The organism is Novipirellula artificiosorum (assembly GCF_007860135.1).
GTDB classification, from domain to species: domain Bacteria; phylum Planctomycetota; class Planctomycetia; order Pirellulales; family Pirellulaceae; genus Novipirellula_A; species Novipirellula_A artificiosorum.
Genome location: NZ_SJPV01000001.1, coordinates 1,459,656 through 1,478,418 on the forward strand (window position 1 = coordinate 1,459,656; position 18,763 = coordinate 1,478,418).

The following is an 18,763-nucleotide window of genomic DNA, read 5'->3' on the forward strand; positions in this document are numbered from 1 at the left end:
GCAGAACTCACTGGTTCGGTTCAAAAATCCTTGGTTCGATATTAATCTGGTCAAGGCGGCCCTTTTCCTGAACCGGAAAACGGATCGGTTTACCCGGAAAGACCTTTTGCACTTCGGAATCTTTCACCACCACGACGCCGTTCACCAACACGTAGGGAATACCGGTAGAGGGCAGCGCTCCTTCGCCCGGCTTGTAAGTGCTGTTGTCAGTGACCGTGTCCGGGTTGAAGACGACGATGTCGGCGTCAGCACCCACCTGCACCCGTCCCTTGGTCCTGAATGGGCTGATTCCGCCCAACTCGTCGAAGTACTTGGCGTGCAGGTAGCTCATCTTGGAAATGGCCTCCATCAGGGGCATGATCTTGTCTTCGCGCACCATGCGCAGCACCTTGGCGCGTGTCCCTGCGCTGCGCGGGTGGACTGACTTGCCTTCATAAGGCGAATCCCACGGGTAATACTCGAGGTTCTCATCCTGGATCGCCATACCGTCGGAGACGATGACCACACCTGGCTGAGCCATCCATTTAACGATGTCCTCTTCCGGGTTGATGTAAATCAAAACGGCTCTGCCGGGGTCATTCTTGCGAACGTCCTCATACATCGCCTTGTCCCAACGGGTGCCATCAAGGTTTGCGACGTCTGAATAGGTGATTCCCATTTGAGCCATACCTGCCTCTGTAATAACATCGGTAGAGGCAATGGTAGAACCTGCTACGTAGGGGTAAACCTCGCCCCACACCTTGGCCCCTCTCTTCTCCCTGGCATCGTTGATCAGAGGAATGGTGTACTCCCAGTCCATGTTGCTGTTCAGGTGCGAGGCCATGAATGGCGCATCCAGAACCAAGGCGTTGGCAAGCATTTCCTGAATACCAAGCTGCCCTCCAGTTGGGGGGCGAACGCCGGCAAAACGGACGTGTCCATTGGTAACGCGACCGTATTTTGCAGCCAACTCCTGGTACTTGTATAATTCGTACTGGGTCACACCCGTGGTCATGTAACCGACTGGAACCCCTACGCCTAAAGCTCCTTGGCGAAGGCCTTCGTCGACTAGGCGCATGATCTCGGTCATCTCCTCCTTATTGGGCAAGGTGGCCGTCCAGCCTGGCTTGCGCCCCTCTTTCTCAGCCTTTACGGCGGCGGCTTTCACCGTATGAGCGAACAGGCCACCCATGTCATTACCCAGAGCCGCGATTTCAGGGCCATCCAACACTGATATCCGGGCAATGAGCGCGAGCATTACCATACCGTAGTTGCTCTGGGTTTTCCCCTCGGCCTCTGCATACCACTTGGCGATATCGCCGGCGCCTGCTTCGAAATCCATCTGTGTGGTCAAGCCATCACGCAAATTCACCTTGCGACTGAACGGGTCGGTCGCGTGCTGGTGCCCCTCGATGAAGCCCGGAGCTACCACGTGACCCGTGGCGTCGATGGTCTCCTTGCCGGTGATGGCGTCCTCGGTGATCGCAACGATCTTGCCATCCTTCACCCCGACATTGCGCACGCCATCGAAGTTGGTCTCGGGGTCCATGACCCTGCCGTTGTTGATCACGACATCGTGGTCCTGGGCCGAAAGCGTAGCGCCGCCAAAGAGGGCAGCAGCCAGAATTAAGGAGTAAGCGATCAGCTTCATGACGTGGGCCCTTTGAGATTGACAGGTTTGCGGGAATGATCGTGTCCCAATCGGTGGTTTTTCACAGTACGAAGTCGAATGATGACCATCGCTCTATACGCGATGATCGGATTAGTGTGCGATTAGCGTTTATGAGTGTTCCACAATTTGCCTCTCATCGATTCTTTGGAACGTGAAGATCGTCGATCAGAAAGCGTTTCCATTCCAACTCACCTTTCTTCCCAAAGTTGATGAGATTGCCCACCCGCTGGAAGACATCTTCTGCCATGCCATAGCCAAGCTCGTTATAGACCTCGAAAGCGGCCCCCATCAGATCGTAACCTTCTTGCTTCAACATTTCGGTGAATCCAAATTACGGGATGATTCGGGGGAACACTAATCAACGCTGATCAAACACTAATTTCTGGTTGCCAAATCGTTTGATGCGTCTGCGATTGGTCTCATGAGGGATCCTATGAATTTGGGTGATGAATGGAGCGCGTTTCAAACAGTTTGGAAATGTCGCTGCTGTTCACTCCGCCGCGACTGCCAATGAACACAGTCCGGGACCTCGGGGGTTCCTCTTCCCGAAGCTGTCCGACGGTGATCGCGGCACGGCCTGACGTTGCTTGCAGGATGCCGACAAGATCGACTTCATTGAGCACCGCGACATCCGACGTTTCAATCACGATGTACTCCGGTGGTTCGTAAGACCCCGGTTCGTTCTCGGGCAATCTCACCGCAGCCTCTTCTGCAATGGTAGCGGACGCCGCGGAAAGAGCAGAAGCAACCGAATTCCCGGCCGCGGCCATTTTGATGAAATTACGACGGGAATTGGAGAATATTTCTGCGGCTTGATCGGACCCCATCTTTTATTCTCAAGTGATAAGTAGTGCATGATGGACTGGCAAACTGCTTGATTGCGAACTCGAACGCTGAAAATTCGTTGATACTGTTCCTAGTGAACATTCAACAGTCAACTTCGACCTCGTCGCCTTTTCCAACGCGCAGGCTTACCCCCCGCCTATTCTATCAGCAGGGGCCGTGTGAATGTAAAATTCGAGTGTCTTGTCTCAACGAAATCGATATGCAAAAAGCGCAACCGATGGCTCGTGCGGCTCAAAATCAGTCCGACCGATTCGCCACCGAAACGCGGCAGTTTACCGACGTCAGCGAAATGACCGAGGCTTACCAGGGCCGTGCTGACGTTCGATTCATCCAAACGGCACGTGGCAGCGTCACGGCGAAGTCCCGGCTGACGTCAATCGGCCCGCTGCAAATTCAACAGTTTAGCTGGACCGGCAAGCTGATCACCGAGGCTGCAAACGCATCGAATCGGACCACCCTGTTCATTCCCGAACCGCAGGCACGTCCCGCGTTCATATCTGGCGAACATCTCAACGACGCACAAGTCATGCTGTACGGCCCGCACAGCGAGCATTTCGGCGATATGTCAGGTCGTAGTCGAGCCACGCAATTGTTTTTGCCCGAGGGAATGCTTGAGCAAGCGATCGGGGCGCGTCTGCAAAACGATCCGATGAACCTGGCATCAAAACGCCGACTTCTGACTCCCGGGCGTGTCGCGATGCATTCCCTGCGACAACTGATCGTCGAGCTGACTCAAATCATTGATAACGACGAGGATGCAGGAGTCGAACCAGTCTGCACTTCGTCGCTGATAAACAATCTAGTCGATCGCATTGCCGAGACTCTCTGTCGCGATTCATCGCTGGCTTCGATGGCGAATGATCAGCTTCACGCAAGCGGTTGTCTCTTGTCTAGAGTGAGGGACATTTTCGAAGAGTCTGGACGAGAGTCGATTCACCTCTACGAGTTGTGCAAAGAGTTTGGCGTCAGTGCACGTACGCTGCAAATCACTTTCAAGCAGGCCTACGGCATTTCCCCGATGCGATACCTGAAACTTCGCCGGCTCCACGCGGTGCGTCAGCGTCTGATCACATCATGTGTGGATGACGTCAGTATCAAAAGAGCAGCCCTGGAAGGCGGCTTCTTTGACCGAAGCCGTTTGGCAGAAGACTTCAGGAAACTATTTGGTCATCTGCCTTCGCAGACTCCAAGAGCCTGACACAAGAGCAACGCGACCGGCCTCAGCTTTGCCCGCAGCGCGATCCCATGGCACATTATGATGATTCAGTAGAACCTAAAGATATTAGCCAAATAGCCCATATTGTCGGACGCTGAAGGATGGCGTTATCGTTACGATTGCCACGAACTAAATCGTGACCGCGGCGTTGGCACTCGGCTACCCTATCAGGAATTCTTGTTCGGTTGCCCGAACGGCGGATTACCGTCGCGCAAATGCTTGCCTCGCCTTGTTCCGAACCTATCGAGACGCGTTGGTTTCAGCAAGCTGGATGATGGTTGTCTCCAAAAACGAAAAAAGCCGGCGGTTAGCCGGCTTGGGTGGATGGGTTTCGTAATCGGTTTTGATCGGTCGATCGACTGGTCTATCGAGACTTAGGTTGACCCCCGCGAGCCGGCCATTCGTTTGAGGCGCGTTTTGCCGGCGGACCGCTCCTGTCGCCCGCCGCGAGAGACAATTTGGCGGACGACCTCAGGCTGGGGCGTTATCGCACGGAGTTCGGTACGAACGACTCAGAACAAGGCACAAGGGTGAATACGCAGGCAGTCATTGCTGCAGAGTTCGGCAAGGGACGAATGATTGCCTTTGGCTTTCATCCGGAAGCGAGGAAAGCGACCCAGCCACTCGTCAAGCAGGCGGTGCTGGCAACCGCACCCGAAAACCGAGATCGCCCGGCCAAGAAGCCTCCGTAGGTCCCGTTCTCTCAATCCCGCTGAACGAAGTGCAGAGCGGTGACGGAGGTTTCCCGTATCCCGTCGCTCGGTAGGTCACGAAAGAACGGTTTTCGCTATTGAAGAAACTGCATTGATTGCAGAAAAGAGGCGACGGTGGGATTCGAACCCACGAATAAAGGATTTGCAATCCTTCGCCTTAGCCACTTGGCCACGTCGCCTTTGTTGACCCGCAAATTAGGAGATGTGTGCGGATTAGTCAAGATCGCGAAATTGATAGAAATCGACGAAGCGATCCGGATATGGGGTTTCTATCGGATCCTTTTCGGGTCTCTCTTTAGCCAGACGCTCGAAAAAGATCTTCGGCGGGTCGCTTTGGCGGCGGGGACCGTCATGAATGCTAGCTTGCTTGTCTCGAGAACAACAAATCTGTCGTGACATTCAAGCTGAGCTTTTGTTACACCTCATGAACAGCCGTTGGTTTTGGGGCATTTCCATCGGCATGGTGATGGCCGCTGTATCCTTTAGTCGACCGTATTCGTGACCTGTTGGGCAATGATTGTGATCCACTCCCGCATTGATTTCCGTGCCGCGACGCGCTGGATGATCTGGACCGTCTGGTTCGGGACGCCCGCGTGGTTTGCCTTAACGACAACGGCCGCAGAATCGCAATTAGGCCAAGCGGCAGCCATCCCGCTATGGCAGCAGGGCGTTTCTCGATGGACGGGCGCGGGTTACAGCCAAGTCCCGAACACCCCTTCATTTTCAAACGACTCAGTCGCGGCAACAAGCGAGGCGATCGCCCAGGTGTCGAACGAGGTGCCGGCGCCGCCGAGCCCGGTTCCCTATACCGTACCGTATATCCCCTCGATTCAAACGCTCTCTAGCTCGCCTCTATTAATGCCGTCGACGCAAGACCGGATCGCAGCGCAAAGCACAGCTCCCAGCCTTGTGGGGCCCAGCCTTGCGGAACCTCAAGTTTCGTCGGATCCGTCCGCGGTGCCGCTTACCGATTGGTCCGATCTGCCGCCGATTGGACAAGGGCTTGCGACCGAATTGCCTCAGCCCCTCTCCGAACCCACCTTCACGCCGCCGTCGTCCGATCCGCTCGCCAATCAACCCATCACCATGGAACCACTTCCACTCGAACAAGAGGTGATCCATTGGTATCAATATCCCATGCGTTGGATGCAAGGATGGAATAGCCATGCCGAGTTCGGTCTTGATGGCAGCTCGGGCAATGCCGAGACACTCGCGCTGCAGACAGGCTTAGAGATGAAGCGGAAAACAGACGATTACACCTTGGCGCTTGACGTCGATTACCGGGTTGCCAGCAGCCGTGATGTGACGACCGAAGACAATGGCCGTTTTAATGTCGACTATGACCGCATGATCAATGAGACGCCTTGGTCGTTGTTTGGGAAATATGGCATGGAGTGGGACAAGTTCAAAGCGTTCGATTTGCGGGTCAACATCAATGGTGGTGTTGGCTATCACTGGATTCGCACTGACGATACCACGTTGGTCACGCGTTTTGGTGCCGGTGCGTCCCGCGAGATCGGAGCCCCGATTGACGAGTGGACCCCTGAAGCGGTTTTTGGACTCGAAGCGGAACGTCAATTGACCCGTCGCCAAAAGTTGAAAGCGAAGGTCGACTATTTTCCTGCCTGGGATGATTTTGCCGACTATCGACTGGTTAGCGACTTTTCGTGGGAAATCTTACTCGATGGCAGTGAGAATCTTAGTTTGAAATTGGCAGCGACCGATCGCTACGACAGTACCCCGCAGGGAGCGAAAAACAACGACCTCTACTATTCCTTGTTGTTGCTTTACAAGTTCTAGCGAAGTGTTGGTGCGGCGGAGTCGTGTGCTGTAGAATGCGGGGCCAAGCAAGCATCCCCTTCCGATTCTCACACCACGAGTCTACTTGATGCGCCCCCAACCGACCTCGCTGCTTTTGTCCCTTTTTTTCGGCATCGGCTTGTTTGTCTCCGCGGCGATGGCGGAAGATCCTGGTGCAACCTTGACGCTGAGGGCTGATGCGACGGGGCCCCAAGTGAACCCGAATGTTTATGGTCACTTCGCCGAACATTTGGGGCGATGTATCTATGAAGGGATTTGGGTCGGCGAGGATTCTTCGATCCCAAACACACGCGGCATACGCCAGGATGTCGTTGCTGCACTTCGCGAACTGGAGATTCCGGTGTTGCGTTGGCCAGGTGGCTGTTTTGCCGACGAGTATCATTGGAAGGATGGGATTGGCCCGCGAGAAAATCGCCCTAAGCTGATCAATACGCATTGGGGCGGTGTGGTCGAAAACAATCACTTTGGCACTCACGAGTTTCTTGATTTGTGCGAGCAAATCGGTGCCGAACCCTACATTTGTGGAAACGTCGGCAGCGGATCGGTCCAGGAGATGATGAACTGGGTGGAGTACATGACGTCCGACGCGGATTCACCGATGGCGAACTTGCGGCGAGCAAACGGCCGCGACAAACCTTGGAAGGTTCCCTACTTCGGAGTCGGCAATGAAAGTTGGGGATGCGGCGGAAACATGCGACCGGAGTTCTACGCCGATCTGTACCGACGCTACAACACCTTCGTCAAAAACTACTCGGGGAACAGGATCTACCGCATCGCCTGTGGGTCAAACGGAAGCGACTTCAATTGGACCGAGGTCTTGATGGATCGTGCTGGACGAAGAATGAACGGATTGTCGTTGCACTATTACACCCTCCCCACTGGTGATTGGGGCCGAAAAGGATCCGCCACCGAGTTTGACGAAGCCCAATACCACGCCACGCTGTTTCAAACGCTGCGAATGGATGAATTGATCGCGAAGCACGGTGAGATCATGGATCGCCACGATCCTCAAAAACGTGTTGGCATGATCATTGATGAATGGGGCATCTGGACGGATGTAGAGCCCGGAACGAATCCAGGTTTCCTGTACCAGCAGAACTCCCTACGTGACGCGATCATTGCAGGTTTGAATTTTCACATCTTCCATCGTCACGCTGACCGCGTGGCGATGACCAACATCGCGCAAACGATCAATGTGCTGCAAGCCATGATCTTGACGGACAAGCAGGCGATGCTCCGGACGCCAACCTTCCACGTTTTTGAAATGTTCAAAGTTCATCAAGGCGGTACCGTGCTGCCGATCGAATTGAAGACGCCGAAGTACACGCTCGACGGCAAATCGATCCCAACGGTCAGTGCATCGGCGACTCGTCGTGATGACGGAGTGGTTTCGCTCTCGTTGGTGAACACCCACCCGACGGAATCGATTCGCGTGGCCTGTGCTGTTGGAGAGGTTCCGCTGAAGTCGGTATCCGGCCGCGTCTTGACGGCCCCCGCCGTGAATTCACACAACACCTTTGACCATCCCGAAACGGTGAAGCCCACTGAATTCACCGCGGCGTTGGTCGAGGGTGATACGTTGAACGTGGATTTGCCTAGCAAGTCCGTCGTCGTGTTGACGCTTCAATAGCCCACTCGAAAGTTCAACACGGCTTAGACGCTGTAATTGACGCAAACGCCACCCTCGGCGTTGGATCGGTAAGCGGCTTCGACACATGCCATCGTTCGCATCACGTCCTCGATGCAGGTGGGCATCGTGGGGGCACTGCCCTCCAAGTGCCGTTGGACCGAAGCCATCGTGCCGACGAATGCCTCGGGGAACCACGATCCGTCAAGCTTCGTGGTTTCCCATCGGGGTTCTTTTCCGTCACGGAGCAGGCAATACTCGAAATGGTCTGGAACCCCGTCGGGGTAATTCATTAGCAGCCCCATCTTTGCCTTCACGGCTCCCTGGGTGCCTTCCCACTTGATGTAGCTTTGTTGGTTGTGCGGCCCAAAATCATGGCCGTGATTGGTCAAGATGGTTGCTTGAATGTCATCGCCGTAGTCCATGATCAGGGTGCTTCGGGTCGAAGCTAACTCGGCTTGCTTGGGGTGCTTGACGGTTCGAGCATAGACCTTGTCGGGATCGCCAAGAAACGACCGAACCAAATCCACGTAATGGATACTGTGCTGTTGAATTTCCACTCGAGGCAGCGGATGGATATGGGGGAACAAATGCCACGGCGTGTAGACTTCGACGTGAACTTCGAGGTGATGCAATTCGCCCAGCAGTCCCTGGTCCAACAGCCACCGCGTTGCCATCACAAACGGCGCGAACCGCAGCTGGCAATTGATCGCGGCTTGATGCCCTTTTTCGTGGCATTTGTCGCGAATCGCGAGGGTCTGTTGCCAATCATCCCCCATCGGTTTTTGAATCAGCACGTGGGAACCCTCCGGCAGCTTATCCAGCACGTCCACGAATTGAGGTGGCATCAGGGCAATGTCCCAGACGACCTGCGAAGGAGCGTCCGCGACCGCTTGTTCGACCGAGTCATAGACGTTTGGGATGCCGTAGGTGTCGGCCAACGCACGAGCCTTTTCCGCGGTTCGATTGTAAATCCCGTGAACGGTGAATCCGGCCTGTTTGTAAGCGGGCAAGTGCGCATCTTTGACGATGCCCCCTGCCCCGAGGATGATAATCGGCACGCCGCGATCAGGCAGTTGCGGCTTGTAGTCGATGTCCATGTTTCGGGTCCTCAAGAGAAAGGGAATTCAGGCAGGTTCCGATCCGAATGATCGTCAAATCGTATCGATCCGTTGTTGTGCCTTCGCCGTGATGGCTTCAATCGGAGTTTCGGTGTTCATGGTGCTGAGCACCAATTCATCAATGACTTCGGCCAACTTGGACCAATTCGCCAAGCGTGGCAAGGTTCGAGCGTGCTCGTGCAACGCTTCAAGGCGATGGTAGTAGGGCACTTCTCGGTTGACATCCGCGTCGTGCCATGTGCTGGTTCGGCATCCCGTGCCGCCATTGAGCGTCAATCGTTTGTCGTTCTTGCGATTGACCATGAAACAGATGAAATCATAAGCGATCCTTGCATGTTGTGACCCTTTGCCTACCGCATAAAGCCAGTAGCAATTCAAAGAAGCGGAGTTGCACGCGGCAGCGTGGGGGATGGGGCCGATGTCCACTTTTCCTTTCACCACGCTTTCGGCGACCACCTCGCTCATCGATGCAAATCCGAACCAATTGACCATCATCGCGACTTCGCCGCGCGCGAACGCGAGTCCTGATTTGACGGAGTCGAGTTGTCGGCAATCGGGGTGTATGGCGGAATGATCTTGCAACAGGTCCCGATAGAATCGCATCGCATCGTGAGCCGCCTGGGTATCGACTCGCACCCGTCCCGAATCGTCGACCAGTTCGCCGCCTCGAGTCCAAACGTGCAGCGCAAAATCGAACACGGTGTTGTGGCCATCCGGGTAACCGGCGACCACCGTGCCGTAAAGGTTTTGCTCGGGATGCGTAAAGAAGCGAGCGAGCTGGTGGAAGGCGTCCCACGTTTCCGGTAGTGCCAACTCTTTCCCCGTTTGCGCGAGGAAGGATTCGCGATTTGATGGATCCTCAAAGAGATCTTTGCGGTAAATCAAACATTCAGGGCCATCGTGGAACGGCACCCCAACGATCGAGTCGCCGAAATCTTGGAACCCGAGCATCGATGGCGACCATCCGATCGGAAAGTCTTCGGGCGGATCCGAATCGAGCAGGGGCTTGAGGTCGAGCAGCGATTCGGTCGCTTGGGCTTCGGCAATCCAATCGGTCGTGATCTGCGCGATATCCCAATCCCCCTTGCGCAGCCCATCGCTACCGAGAATCGAATCATACAGCGGATGCAAATCCAGCGGCACCGCTTCAAGCTGCAGATTGCATGGAGTTGTTTGGCAAAACGCATCCCACATTTCGGCGATCGATCGTTCAAACGGTTCAAATTGTCGAACCGCGATTCGTAGCACGTCTTTGCGATTCCTGGTGGTCATATTGAAGCTGCCCTAAAGAGAGAATTCCTGATCCAGCACGGTGTTGTGTTCGCCAAGATCACACGACCCTCTTGATGCGGTGAGCCGTTGCCCATCGATTCGAATCGGGCAGCGCGTGGTCGCATAGCGAGTCCCGTTGCCGCGGACCACTTGCTGGGTCATGTCCAAGACTTGAAACCCTGGCTTGCCCATCATCTGATTCCAATCCAGTACTTCGGCGCACCAAATGTCGGCGGGTTCCAGGATGGAAAGCCACTCGGCGGTGGGGCGAGTCTTCAAATGATCCACCAAGATCTGCTTGATCGCGTCGCGTTGGTCGAACCAGCTGTGGGGGTCGATGTATTCGCCCAGCGGCGGGCATTCCAAAAGCTCGCCAAGCCTCGGGATACTTCCCATTGCCAACGACAGGTATCCATCGGCGGTGGCGTAAACTCCGTAGGGCGCTCCCAACAGTGTATGAGCATTGTTGGTTTTCGTTCGCTGCGGCAGTTCACCGTCTTGCAGGTAAACGGTGAGAGGTTCGAATTGATAATCAAGCATGGCTTCGAGCATGTTGACTTCGACGAGCCCACCTTGGTCGCGTCCATTCAGGCCGATCGAGAGACGAACCAAACATGCCAAGATGCCCGTCACCAGCAACGCACCGGCCCAGATGTCAGCGATCGCAACCCCCACCGGAACGGGACCATCCTCCGCATTGCCGCTGAGCCAAGTCATGCCCGAAAGCGATTGAGCCAGCAAGTCTTGGCCCGCTTTTTCACGCCACGGACCCTGTTTGCCATAGCCGCTGATTTCGGCGTAGACGATTCCGGGGTTCGTCTTCTTGACCGTCGCATAATCCAGCTGCAATCGATCGATCACGCCGGGGCGAAAATTATGAAGGACCACATCGGCTCGGTCGATGAGCTTCCTGATCTTCGCAAGATCCTTCGGATCCTTCAGATCGGCAACGTAACCTTCCTTGTTGCGGTTGATTGCGTGGAAGATGGTCGATTCACCGTCAATGTCGATGTCCGACACGTACAAGTGGCGACAGATGTCGCCCGTGCCAGGACGCTCCACTTTGATCACGCGTGCGCCCAAGTCGGCCAGACGCAGCGAGGCGGATGGGCCCGAAAGGAATTGGCTCAGATCGACGACGAGCAGGTTCTCAAGTGGTTTCATGATTCTCGAATGACCTTGAAAGTCAAGGCGTGCTTGAGCGAAGTGTCGGTGGGGACTTCGATGAACAAACCGGTCGCATCGCGTTTCCAGTTGATTTTGCCGTCGTAGCCAACCAGGGAGATGTCCGATACCTCACCGCGATAGGTCCCGCCCCCAAGCCAGCGGCAAACGACCTGTTTGCCTTCGTCGGGGACGCCCAACGCAATCACGTAGAGATTGCCCTGATTGGTTGTGTAACGAACGTCTTCGCCCGAGAAACCATCAAACCCCATGTCGGACAAGTGCCCCACAGGTGTAACGGTCGGGCCTTCTCCGTAGACCAACCAGGGACGCGACCCGTAGATCGCTTCGCCGTTGATACGCAGCCAATCCCCAATGCCTCGCAAGATTTCCTTTTGAGCTTCTGGGATGGTTCCATCCGGCGCGGGAGCGATGTTCAGCAGCATGCAGCCATTCTTACTGACAATGTCCACGAGGTCGTCCACGATCCGGTCAACGGGATAAACGTCCATGTCGGCGGCAAAGGCCCATGTCGATGGCGAGATCGAAGTGTCGGTCAACCAGGGATCGGGATAGATGTCGGGCATCCGGCTGCGTTCCAGGTCGACCGTTGCCGTCCCCAGGGCCAAGTCGGGCCGTTTGTAAGTTAACACGGGTTGTTGACCCTGTGCCAACGCGTGGTTGTAGTATTCCGAGACCATTTGCATCCGAGCACGCTCGGTAAAGATCTGGAGCCGATTGTCGAACCAAAGTAGATCGGGCGAGTAGCCTGTGACAACTTCATTGATTTTGTCGAGCCAAAGTTGCTCCCACTCGTCCGACGGCATCGGGTCGATACACATGTTGGGATTGACATTGCCGAGTCGGCCCATGCTTTGAGCATCGGAAGACGGATACTGCGGGCCGTACAAGGAAGCGTAGGTTGGGTCGGAAGCATCGGTGTTCTTGTCCCAGGTTGGGAACCATCCCCAATGCCAAGAATGGTGCATGCTGACCAAGAACTTCAGCCCTCGTTTTTCCACGGCTTTCTTCATCTCGGCGACCACATCTCGACGGGGTCCCTTGCTCGCTGCATTCCATTCATTCACCTTCGAGTCCCACATCGAAAAACCGTCGGCGTGTTCACCGACTGGGCCGGCGAAACGAGCTCCTGCTTGCACGTAAACGTCGACCCACTCGTCGGCGTTAAACTTCTCGGCGGTCAGCAGGGGGACCAGATCTTTGTAACCGAACTCGGACACAGGACCAAACTTTTCGAGGTGCTCGACATGGTTCGGATGCCCCGGTTTGTACATGTTTCGGCCGTACCAGTCGGTGTTACGCTTGCCTTGTGAGGCTGAGTAAACGCCCCAGTGAGCGTAGATGCCGAATTTCGCATCGCGAAACCAGTCGGGGCATTCGTATTGCTCCAACGACTGCCAATTGGCTTGGAACGGTCGGGGATGGAGCGAACCGGGCTCAGGCTCATCCGCTGCAAGCGTCGGTAATAAAAGGCAAGGGAGTAGTAATCGTGCGACGAGACGCAGAAATGTCTTCATGATGGTTCGACTTTCGGGAGGGTCATGACAGGGGGAGTGATCTTCGGAGGGGCTGTTTATTTCTTTTCCACTTGGTCGGCCCATTTGGACGGTTCACGGTATTTCACGGTTTGTAAATGCTCGGCATACATGACGAGTTCGCCTTCACCCTTGAACATCATCGCCTCGCCTTCCGAGATGGTGCGGCCGATGGACCGACGCTTCAGGCCGATCTCAAAGTCTTCATACATCCATGTTTCGACATTGAAAGCAGGGATGTCCGCGTGGGTTTCCGAAGGTGTTGACTCAGGCATGATCTCGATCCTTTAAGATGCGTTCCGTATCTTGCCCCACTCGCGGAGCGGCGTCGTTGCAGTACAAGCGATGCCCATCAATTCGTACCGGACAGCGAAGCGTTCGCACGACCGCATCCGCTCGGCGGACGTCCTGTTCCATTCGCAGAATCTGATAGCCTTCTTGCTGGCGGAGCTGCTCGTAAGTGAGGACTTCCGCGCACCACACGTCGGCGGATTCCAGCAATTCGAGCCAATGCGACGTTGGTAGCGTGCATAGCCTTTCCGCTATCAATTCCCGGATTTGAACAGCATGTTTGAAACCGGCCTGTTCTTCGACGAATGAGGTGATCGGCTCGGACCCAAGCAGTGGTCCAAGCTTCTGCAGCGGCCCCATTGCTAAGGCCAAGTGCCCATCGGCGGTGGGGTAGACGCCGTACGGAGCCCCTTGATAAGGGTGAGCCGCGAAGTTGGGACTGCGGTTGGGTAGCCGATGTCCGTCGTTCAGAAACGTCGTCAGTGCTTCAAATTGCATATCCATCGTCGATTCGACGAGGCTCACTTCGACGAGAGCACCTTGATTCGTCTTTCCACGTCGAACCAGTGCAGCCAAAAGCCCTTGGGCGAAATGGACTCCACAAATGGCATCCGCTGCCGCCAAGCCGATGGGGACCGGAGGCGAATCGCGGCGACCGGATAGGAACATCAAACCAGTCATCGATTGTGCAAGCAAGTCTTGGCCGGGCTTGTCCCGCCAAGGTCCTTCGGTGCCGTATCCCGAAACCTCTCCATAAACGATGCGAGGATTCAGGTCGCGGACGACGTCGTAGTTGAGCCCCAGTTTGTCCATCACACCCGGGCGAAAGTTGTGTGTCATCACATCCGCACGCGCGACCAACTTCTTGACCCATGCCAAGTCATCCCGATCCTTCAAATTGGCAGCAAAAGATTGTTTCCCGCGATTGATGGTATGGAACACCAAACTATCGCCATCGACAAACAGGTTCTTGGTTGCCAATTGCCGGCAGGCCTCACCCGAGCCGGGGCGTTCGATCTTGATCACCGTCGCCCCCAGATCCGCCAATCGCAATCCAGCCCACGGGCCCGCAAGGTATTGGCAAAACTCAAGGACAACGAGTCCTTCCAGTGGTCTCATGCCGAAGCTCCTTGTTGCGATTCGCGGTACAGGGTATTGAGTTGCTCGAGCACCGTTTTGGGGTCGCCGCCGTCCCTCAAGAAGGCTCGAATCGGTGCGCCGCCTCCATCACGTCCCTGGAACCGCAGGCTGCCGCTGTAGCGAGGCCGCAAATAGGCACGATCCAAACAGGGCAACGTATCACGAAAATAGTCGTCGGTGCGCCGATTCAATTCATCATCCAACCAGGCGAGCCGACAACCGGGCTGACCGCCGTTCTCGGTGAACTGCGTGCATTGGCATCGCGGGCCAGCCACCATCTGCACGTAATCGATGGCCGCATCCAAATGCTTGCAGCGACTGGAGATGGCCAGCCCCGTGCCACCGAGAGTTGTCTGCATTCGCCGAGAGCCATACTGAACCACGTCGCCAAATTTCAGTCGCCGACGCGCATAGCCTTCGCGGGCATAGTTCGAATACCCATAAGCAAACGGGCAATAAGCCCAATCGTCCGTTTGGGTCATTCGTTCGTAGATGCGAATCGGATTCCAATCAAACGATTCACGAGGCAAGAAGGATGCCAATTCCCGCAATCGCTCAAGTACCTCAATGCCCCGTTCTAGGTCGATCACCTCGTGCCGACTGTGAAACAGACCCCCTTCGGAGACGTCTTCGCTCAACCGACAACCGAGCATGTAGAAATTCATCAACGTGTCCTGAGCGATACCGGGCACGAGCACCAAGCCTTTGCGAGCCAAGTGGATCAGATCCTCCCAGGTATGAGGGACGGAGACGCCATGCTTGGCAAGTAGGTCGGCGCGCCAGGAAGCGACCGGCGTGGCTGCATCAATGGCCAAAGCCCACTGCTGGTCATCAAAGCGATAGCTTTCGTGCGAGGCGCCGACCGATTGTGCTTGCTGTTCCAAGAGAAAAGCTTGGGGCAAGATCGGATCAAGGGGTTCGAGCACTCCCTGTTCGGCCGCAAATCCAGCCCATGGATGGTCGATCACCAACAGATCGTACTCGGCGGCCAGTTCCCCGAGGGGCTGATCGGCAAACGCTTGCAAGGACCGTTTTTCCCAGCGGATGTCGATCCCCTGATGAAGTTCGCCAAACCGTTGAGCCGTCGCCACCATGGGCAGGTAGCCGCGAGTGTGGTCCCAGGTGATGCCGCGAAGCGGAGTCGAGGCGAGCGTCATGGAAAAACGATTTCTTGCATAAGGAAAAATATTTTCGCATATGAAAACACTTGCGTGCCCGCCGGTCAAGTGGTATTTTCGGATACTGCATTATATTTTTGCATTGGAAATTGCGTTTTTGGGTCTTTATGTCGGAAACCATCAAATACAGCGTCCCCGCCTTTGAGCACGGGCTCGACCTGATGGAATTGCTGTTGGGCTGCTCGGAGCCGTTGTCGCAAAAAGCGATCGCAGATCGTAGCGGCAAACCGGTGAGCTCGGTGTTTCGGCTGCTCAATTGCCTCGAGCAGCGGGGCTATGCCCAACGGGATCCGCGGTCGGGCGAGTACCGCCCGACCCTGCAGCTCTACAGTCTGGCGCAGCTTTGTCCGGCCCATCGCCGGTTCCGGGACTTGGCCGCCACGCCCATGGCGGAACTGGCTCAAAGCGTCGGTGAGTCCTGTCATCTTTCGATCCTCGATGGCGGACGGGTTCGGGTGGTGTACAACCAACCGAGTCCCCACATGCACTCCTTGAACATCAGCGAAACGGTGACGTACTCGGCCGTCAACACTACCGCTGGAAAACTGTTGCTTGCACATTTGCCCAGCGAGACGCGTCAGGGGTGGCTGGACAACGATTCGGACTACCGAGCATTCCGCAAATCGCAGCGTGCTGCTTTTGATCGTCAATTGCGTACGCTGGAAGAAAATGATGAGCTCGTGATTGCCAGCGAGCCGACGCCAGGCGTCTTGGATGTCGATCGCTTGATCCCCGCTGCATGGATGGGAAATGATGCCGTGCTGGGGACTCCCTGTATCCTGAAGTGGAGCAAGAAGTCACAACAGTCAACCTTATTGCCAGCGGTCCGCAAAGCCTGCCAGCAAATCGCAGCCATTTTTGAAAAGGAATCGCATGTTTGAGGAAATCCATTTTGAAGACTACGAACTGAATTCCCAGCGAACGACGCTTGGCCGAACGATCACCGAAGCCGATATCGTGTTGCATGCAGGGCAAACGGGCGACTTTTTTCCGCATCACATGGACGCGGAATGGTGCAAGACACAAGATTTTAAGCGGCGAATCGTACATGGTACGTTGACGTTTGCGGTGGGCGTGGGGTTAACCGCGAACGTGATCAATCCGGTTGCCATGAGCTATGGTTACGATCGATTGCGATTCTTGAAGCCTGTCTTCATTAATGACACCCTGCATTCGGTCGTCACGATTTCAGAAAAGCGGGATCATCACAAGCGGCCGCATCAAGGCATTGTGACGGAGCACTTGGAGGTGGTCAATCAAAACGACGAAACGGTCTTGGTGTGTGATCATTTGCTGATCGTGAACAAGAAGTCATAGGGCGGCGTCGCCCTCGGGGCCCCCTTCCTCGTCTCTCGCCAAACGGCAAAGGTATCTTTTGATGGTTTCCAATCCGCTTCTGGGTGCCGCGCTTCATGCGGTTGGCGCCCTATCTTCGTCGAGTTGTTACACACCTCAGAAGAAGACCACGGCATGGTCTTGGGAGATTTACTGGATCGCGCAAGCTTCCTTTGCGTGGCTGATTCTGCCGATCCTCGGCGCGTTCTTGACGATTCCCAACTACATGGAAGTTCTGTCGAGTGTTCCCAGCGAAGTGATGTGGCGATCATTCGGGCTGGGTGCGATCTATGGCATCGGCGGATTGACGTTTGGACTTGGGATTCGCTACATCGGCTTTTCACTCAACTACGCGATCGCGATTGGCATTTCCGCGGGGCTGGGAACCATTTTTCCGTTGATCTGGAATCCCAATGATGGATTTGTCTGGCTGCTTGATGACAAATTCTCGACGACGCCTGGTAAGATCGTCTTGGCCGGCATCCTCTTGTCGCTCGTGGGTATCCTGTATTGTGGATGGGCCGGCGCGTTGCGCGAGAAAGCCAATGCCGGCGCCGTTGGCGGCGGCAATCGCTCGGAGAGTCCCTTCTCGTTCCGGATTGGCGTCCCCCTGGCAATCATGGCCGGTGTGCTTTCGGCGTTATTCAACTTTGCCCTGCTGGCGGGAGAACCCCTGGAGAAAGCAGCCTTGGCCGAGGGGGCCAGTGACCTGTTGAAAATGAATGCGATTTACCCCTTTTCCAATGGCGGCGCGTTCCTGACGAACTTCATCGGCTGTCTGTTCCTGATTCGACGCAATGGCACCGCCAGCCAGCTGATACGTCTGCCGAAAGAAGGCGGCGGCAACCTGGGCTTCTATTATCTGATGGCGCTCCTGAGCGGCGCGTTCTGGTACTTCCAGTTCTTCTTCTACGGCATGGGGCATGCGAACATGGGGCAAACGTACGGCTTCACCAGTTGGGCGCTGCACATGTCGATGCTGATTCTGTTCAGCAATATCTACGGATTCGTCTTCCGGGAATGGGAAGGCACCGATGGCCGACCGAAACGCATTCTGCACCTTGGGATGGCGATCATCGTGGTCGCAACGTTGGTGATTACGTACGGAAACTATCTCGGTGAGCAATAAGCTTGCTCGGGCGCGTCGCAAACGAACCTGCGGGGGGTGGCGTTTCTCCCCCGCCCGCCCGCCTTCCTGCCTGCTAGTCCCCTCTGTCTGTCTTTCAGCCCCCCCCCTGCTTGCACTTGTGGGCGGCGATCTTCACTCGCGGATGCGATTCAATCAGGGTGCTGGCTCCGATCGCGGCATGGGGCGACGGTGCCAGCGCAGCCCCGAGTTGCCAGCGCAGCCCAGCGTTGCTAGCGAAGCCCGGGATGGTGTCTTCATGTTCAGTTGTTTGTTCCGTCGAAATCAAGGCTGCATCTCGAGCCGAGGTCACAGCTTCTCTTTTTCTCGTTCCTTTGTTGGCGCAGCCGCGGTTGGAGCTGTTTTGACGACAAGCGAAACTCGGCAGAGATTGGTTTGCCATGGTGATGCAAGTGCCGCTGCTTAGCCCGGGTTATTCATCATTCCAAAAAGATCTTACCCGTAACCCTTCATAGGCCAAAGGCTTACATCGCTTGAGAAAAAAGCAGACTGCGCACGTTGGAGTGGTAGGCTTTAGCCGATTCAGCAAGGATCCGGCACGCAATCGGCTAAAGCCTACCACTCCAACGAATCATCCGGCTTCGGATCGTTTTGTCGGCGTCGTGATCGCTTTGGGATCGGAGTCGAGCATTGCCCAAGCGAGCGGGAGGAGGGGTTGTGGCCGTTTCTCGAATCGCCAACTGCG

The 18,763-nt window shown here is 55.7% G+C and carries 18 protein-coding genes and 1 tRNA gene; 7 read left to right on the forward strand and 12 right to left on the reverse strand.

The window, feature by feature from the left end; translation table 11 throughout:
• Positions 1–7: 7 nt before the first annotated feature.
• The 3 genes from Poly41_RS05135 to Poly41_RS05145 all read right to left on the reverse strand — a co-directional run bounded on the left by Poly41_RS05135 (position 8) and on the right by Poly41_RS05145 (position 2,478).
• Positions 8–1,630, reverse strand: coding sequence for an amidohydrolase family protein (locus tag Poly41_RS05135; RefSeq protein ID WP_146524764.1), 1,623 nt, complete (start codon positions 1,628–1,630; stop codon positions 8–10).
• Positions 1,631–1,784: 154 nt separating this feature from the next.
• Positions 1,785–1,967: a GxxExxY protein gene (locus Poly41_RS05140; RefSeq protein ID WP_146524765.1), complete on the reverse strand. Its 183-nt coding sequence runs from the start codon at positions 1,965–1,967 to the stop codon at positions 1,785–1,787.
• A 115-nt stretch (positions 1,968–2,082) separates the two neighbouring features.
• On the reverse strand, positions 2,083–2,478 hold the full coding sequence (locus Poly41_RS05145) for a hypothetical protein (protein WP_146524766.1): 396 nt from the start codon (positions 2,476–2,478) through the stop codon (positions 2,083–2,085).
• A 218-nt stretch (positions 2,479–2,696) separates the two neighbouring features.
• Between Poly41_RS05145 and Poly41_RS05150 the strand changes: the two genes are divergently transcribed.
• On the forward strand, positions 2,697–3,695 hold the full coding sequence (locus Poly41_RS05150) for an AraC family transcriptional regulator (protein ID WP_146524767.1): 999 nt from the start codon (positions 2,697–2,699) through the stop codon (positions 3,693–3,695).
• 548 nt (positions 3,696–4,243) lie between these two features.
• Positions 4,244–4,405 (forward strand): hypothetical protein, encoded by a 162-nt coding sequence (locus tag Poly41_RS33835; protein ID WP_197231074.1) that lies wholly within the window; start codon positions 4,244–4,246, stop codon positions 4,403–4,405.
• A gap of 127 nt (positions 4,406–4,532) precedes the next feature.
• Here the strand turns inward: Poly41_RS33835 and Poly41_RS05155 are convergent.
• Positions 4,533–4,605, reverse strand: a tRNA-Cys gene (locus Poly41_RS05155).
• A 319-nt stretch (positions 4,606–4,924) separates the two neighbouring features.
• On the opposite strand from Poly41_RS05155, the gene Poly41_RS05160 reads away from it, so the two are divergent.
• Positions 4,925–6,226, forward strand: a complete 1,302-nt coding sequence (locus Poly41_RS05160) for a DUF481 domain-containing protein (protein WP_231615415.1) — start codon at positions 4,925–4,927, stop codon at positions 6,224–6,226.
• A gap of 88 nt (positions 6,227–6,314) precedes the next feature.
• Positions 6,315–7,877 (forward strand): alpha-N-arabinofuranosidase, encoded by a 1,563-nt coding sequence (locus Poly41_RS05165; protein WP_197231075.1) that lies wholly within the window; start codon positions 6,315–6,317, stop codon positions 7,875–7,877.
• 23 nt (positions 7,878–7,900) lie between these two features.
• Here Poly41_RS05165 and Poly41_RS05170 read toward each other — a convergent pair whose 3' ends face one another.
• Genes Poly41_RS05170 through Poly41_RS05200 form a run of 7 tightly spaced genes read right to left on the reverse strand, consistent with a single transcriptional unit; the run spans position 7,901 to position 15,575 of the window.
• On the reverse strand, positions 7,901–8,974 hold the full coding sequence (locus Poly41_RS05170; RefSeq protein WP_146524768.1) for a Gfo/Idh/MocA family protein: 1,074 nt from the start codon (positions 8,972–8,974) through the stop codon (positions 7,901–7,903).
• A 54-nt stretch (positions 8,975–9,028) separates the two neighbouring features.
• Positions 9,029–10,267 (reverse strand): extracellular solute-binding protein, encoded by a 1,239-nt coding sequence (locus Poly41_RS05175; RefSeq protein WP_146524769.1) that lies wholly within the window; start codon positions 10,265–10,267, stop codon positions 9,029–9,031.
• 12 nt (positions 10,268–10,279) lie between these two features.
• Complete coding sequence (locus tag Poly41_RS05180; protein WP_146524770.1) at positions 10,280–11,431, reverse strand: CaiB/BaiF CoA transferase family protein; 1,152 nt, start codon at positions 11,429–11,431, stop codon at positions 10,280–10,282.
• A complete protein-coding gene (locus tag Poly41_RS05185) occupies positions 11,428–12,969 on the reverse strand; it encodes an alpha-L-fucosidase (protein WP_146524771.1) in 1,542 nt (513 codons plus the stop codon). The genes Poly41_RS05180 and Poly41_RS05185 overlap by 4 nt, the downstream gene beginning before the upstream one ends.
• Before the next feature lie 56 nt (positions 12,970–13,025).
• The gene (locus Poly41_RS05190) at positions 13,026–13,262 is read right to left on the reverse strand and encodes a hypothetical protein (RefSeq protein WP_146524772.1); all 237 of its coding nucleotides are present in this window, start codon (positions 13,260–13,262) and stop codon (positions 13,026–13,028) included.
• Positions 13,255–14,397 (reverse strand): CaiB/BaiF CoA transferase family protein, encoded by a 1,143-nt coding sequence (locus Poly41_RS05195; protein WP_146524773.1) that lies wholly within the window; start codon positions 14,395–14,397, stop codon positions 13,255–13,257. Before Poly41_RS05195 ends, Poly41_RS05190 begins: the two co-directional genes overlap by 8 nt.
• Positions 14,394–15,575, reverse strand: a complete 1,182-nt coding sequence (locus tag Poly41_RS05200) for an ABC transporter substrate-binding protein (RefSeq protein ID WP_146524774.1) — start codon at positions 15,573–15,575, stop codon at positions 14,394–14,396. The genes Poly41_RS05195 and Poly41_RS05200 overlap by 4 nt, the downstream gene beginning before the upstream one ends.
• 128 nt (positions 15,576–15,703) lie before the next feature.
• On the opposite strand from Poly41_RS05200, the gene Poly41_RS05205 reads away from it, so the two are divergent.
• The 3 genes from Poly41_RS05205 to Poly41_RS05215 all read left to right on the forward strand — a co-directional run bounded on the left by Poly41_RS05205 (position 15,704) and on the right by Poly41_RS05215 (position 18,060).
• On the forward strand, positions 15,704–16,477 hold the full coding sequence (locus Poly41_RS05205) for an IclR family transcriptional regulator (RefSeq protein WP_146524775.1): 774 nt from the start codon (positions 15,704–15,706) through the stop codon (positions 16,475–16,477).
• Entirely contained in the window at positions 16,470–16,913 is a 444-nt protein-coding gene (locus Poly41_RS05210) for a MaoC family dehydratase (protein WP_146524776.1), read from the forward strand. The genes Poly41_RS05205 and Poly41_RS05210 overlap by 8 nt, the downstream gene beginning before the upstream one ends.
• 61 nt (positions 16,914–16,974) lie before the next feature.
• Positions 16,975–18,060, forward strand: a complete 1,086-nt coding sequence (locus Poly41_RS05215; RefSeq protein ID WP_146524777.1) for an L-rhamnose/proton symporter RhaT — start codon at positions 16,975–16,977, stop codon at positions 18,058–18,060.
• A 94-nt stretch (positions 18,061–18,154) separates the two neighbouring features.
• Here Poly41_RS05215 and Poly41_RS05220 read toward each other — a convergent pair whose 3' ends face one another.
• A complete protein-coding gene (locus Poly41_RS05220; RefSeq protein ID WP_146524778.1) occupies positions 18,155–18,370 on the reverse strand; it encodes a hypothetical protein in 216 nt (71 codons plus the stop codon).
• Between the last annotated feature and the right edge of the window lie 393 nt (positions 18,371–18,763).

Coding starts and splice junctions, on each gene's coding strand:
- Poly41_RS05135 (WP_146524764.1), bottom strand. CDS start 1,630: ATGAAGCTGATCGCTTACTCCTTAATTCTGGCTGCTGCCCTCTTTGGC.
- Poly41_RS05140 (WP_146524765.1), bottom strand. CDS start 1,967: ATGTTGAAGCAAGAAGGTTACGATCTGATGGGGGCCGCTTTCGAGGTC.
- Poly41_RS05145 (WP_146524766.1), bottom strand. CDS start 2,478: ATGGGGTCCGATCAAGCCGCAGAAATATTCTCCAATTCCCGTCGTAAT.
- Poly41_RS05150 (WP_146524767.1), top strand. CDS start 2,697: ATGCAAAAAGCGCAACCGATGGCTCGTGCGGCTCAAAATCAGTCCGAC.
- Poly41_RS05165 (WP_197231075.1), top strand. CDS start 6,315: ATGCGCCCCCAACCGACCTCGCTGCTTTTGTCCCTTTTTTTCGGCATC.
- Poly41_RS05170 (WP_146524768.1), bottom strand. CDS start 8,974: ATGGACATCGACTACAAGCCGCAACTGCCTGATCGCGGCGTGCCGATT.
- Poly41_RS05175 (WP_146524769.1), bottom strand. CDS start 10,267: ATGACCACCAGGAATCGCAAAGACGTGCTACGAATCGCGGTTCGACAA.
- Poly41_RS05180 (WP_146524770.1), bottom strand. CDS start 11,431: ATGAAACCACTTGAGAACCTGCTCGTCGTCGATCTGAGCCAATTCCTT.
- Poly41_RS05185 (WP_146524771.1), bottom strand. CDS start 12,969: ATGAAGACATTTCTGCGTCTCGTCGCACGATTACTACTCCCTTGCCTT.
- Poly41_RS05190 (WP_146524772.1), bottom strand. CDS start 13,262: ATGCCTGAGTCAACACCTTCGGAAACCCACGCGGACATCCCTGCTTTC.
- Poly41_RS05195 (WP_146524773.1), bottom strand. CDS start 14,397: ATGAGACCACTGGAAGGACTCGTTGTCCTTGAGTTTTGCCAATACCTT.
- Poly41_RS05200 (WP_146524774.1), bottom strand. CDS start 15,575: ATGACGCTCGCCTCGACTCCGCTTCGCGGCATCACCTGGGACCACACT.
- Poly41_RS05205 (WP_146524775.1), top strand. CDS start 15,704: ATGTCGGAAACCATCAAATACAGCGTCCCCGCCTTTGAGCACGGGCTC.
- Poly41_RS05210 (WP_146524776.1), top strand. CDS start 16,470: ATGTTTGAGGAAATCCATTTTGAAGACTACGAACTGAATTCCCAGCGA.
- Poly41_RS05215 (WP_146524777.1), top strand. CDS start 16,975: ATGGTTTCCAATCCGCTTCTGGGTGCCGCGCTTCATGCGGTTGGCGCC.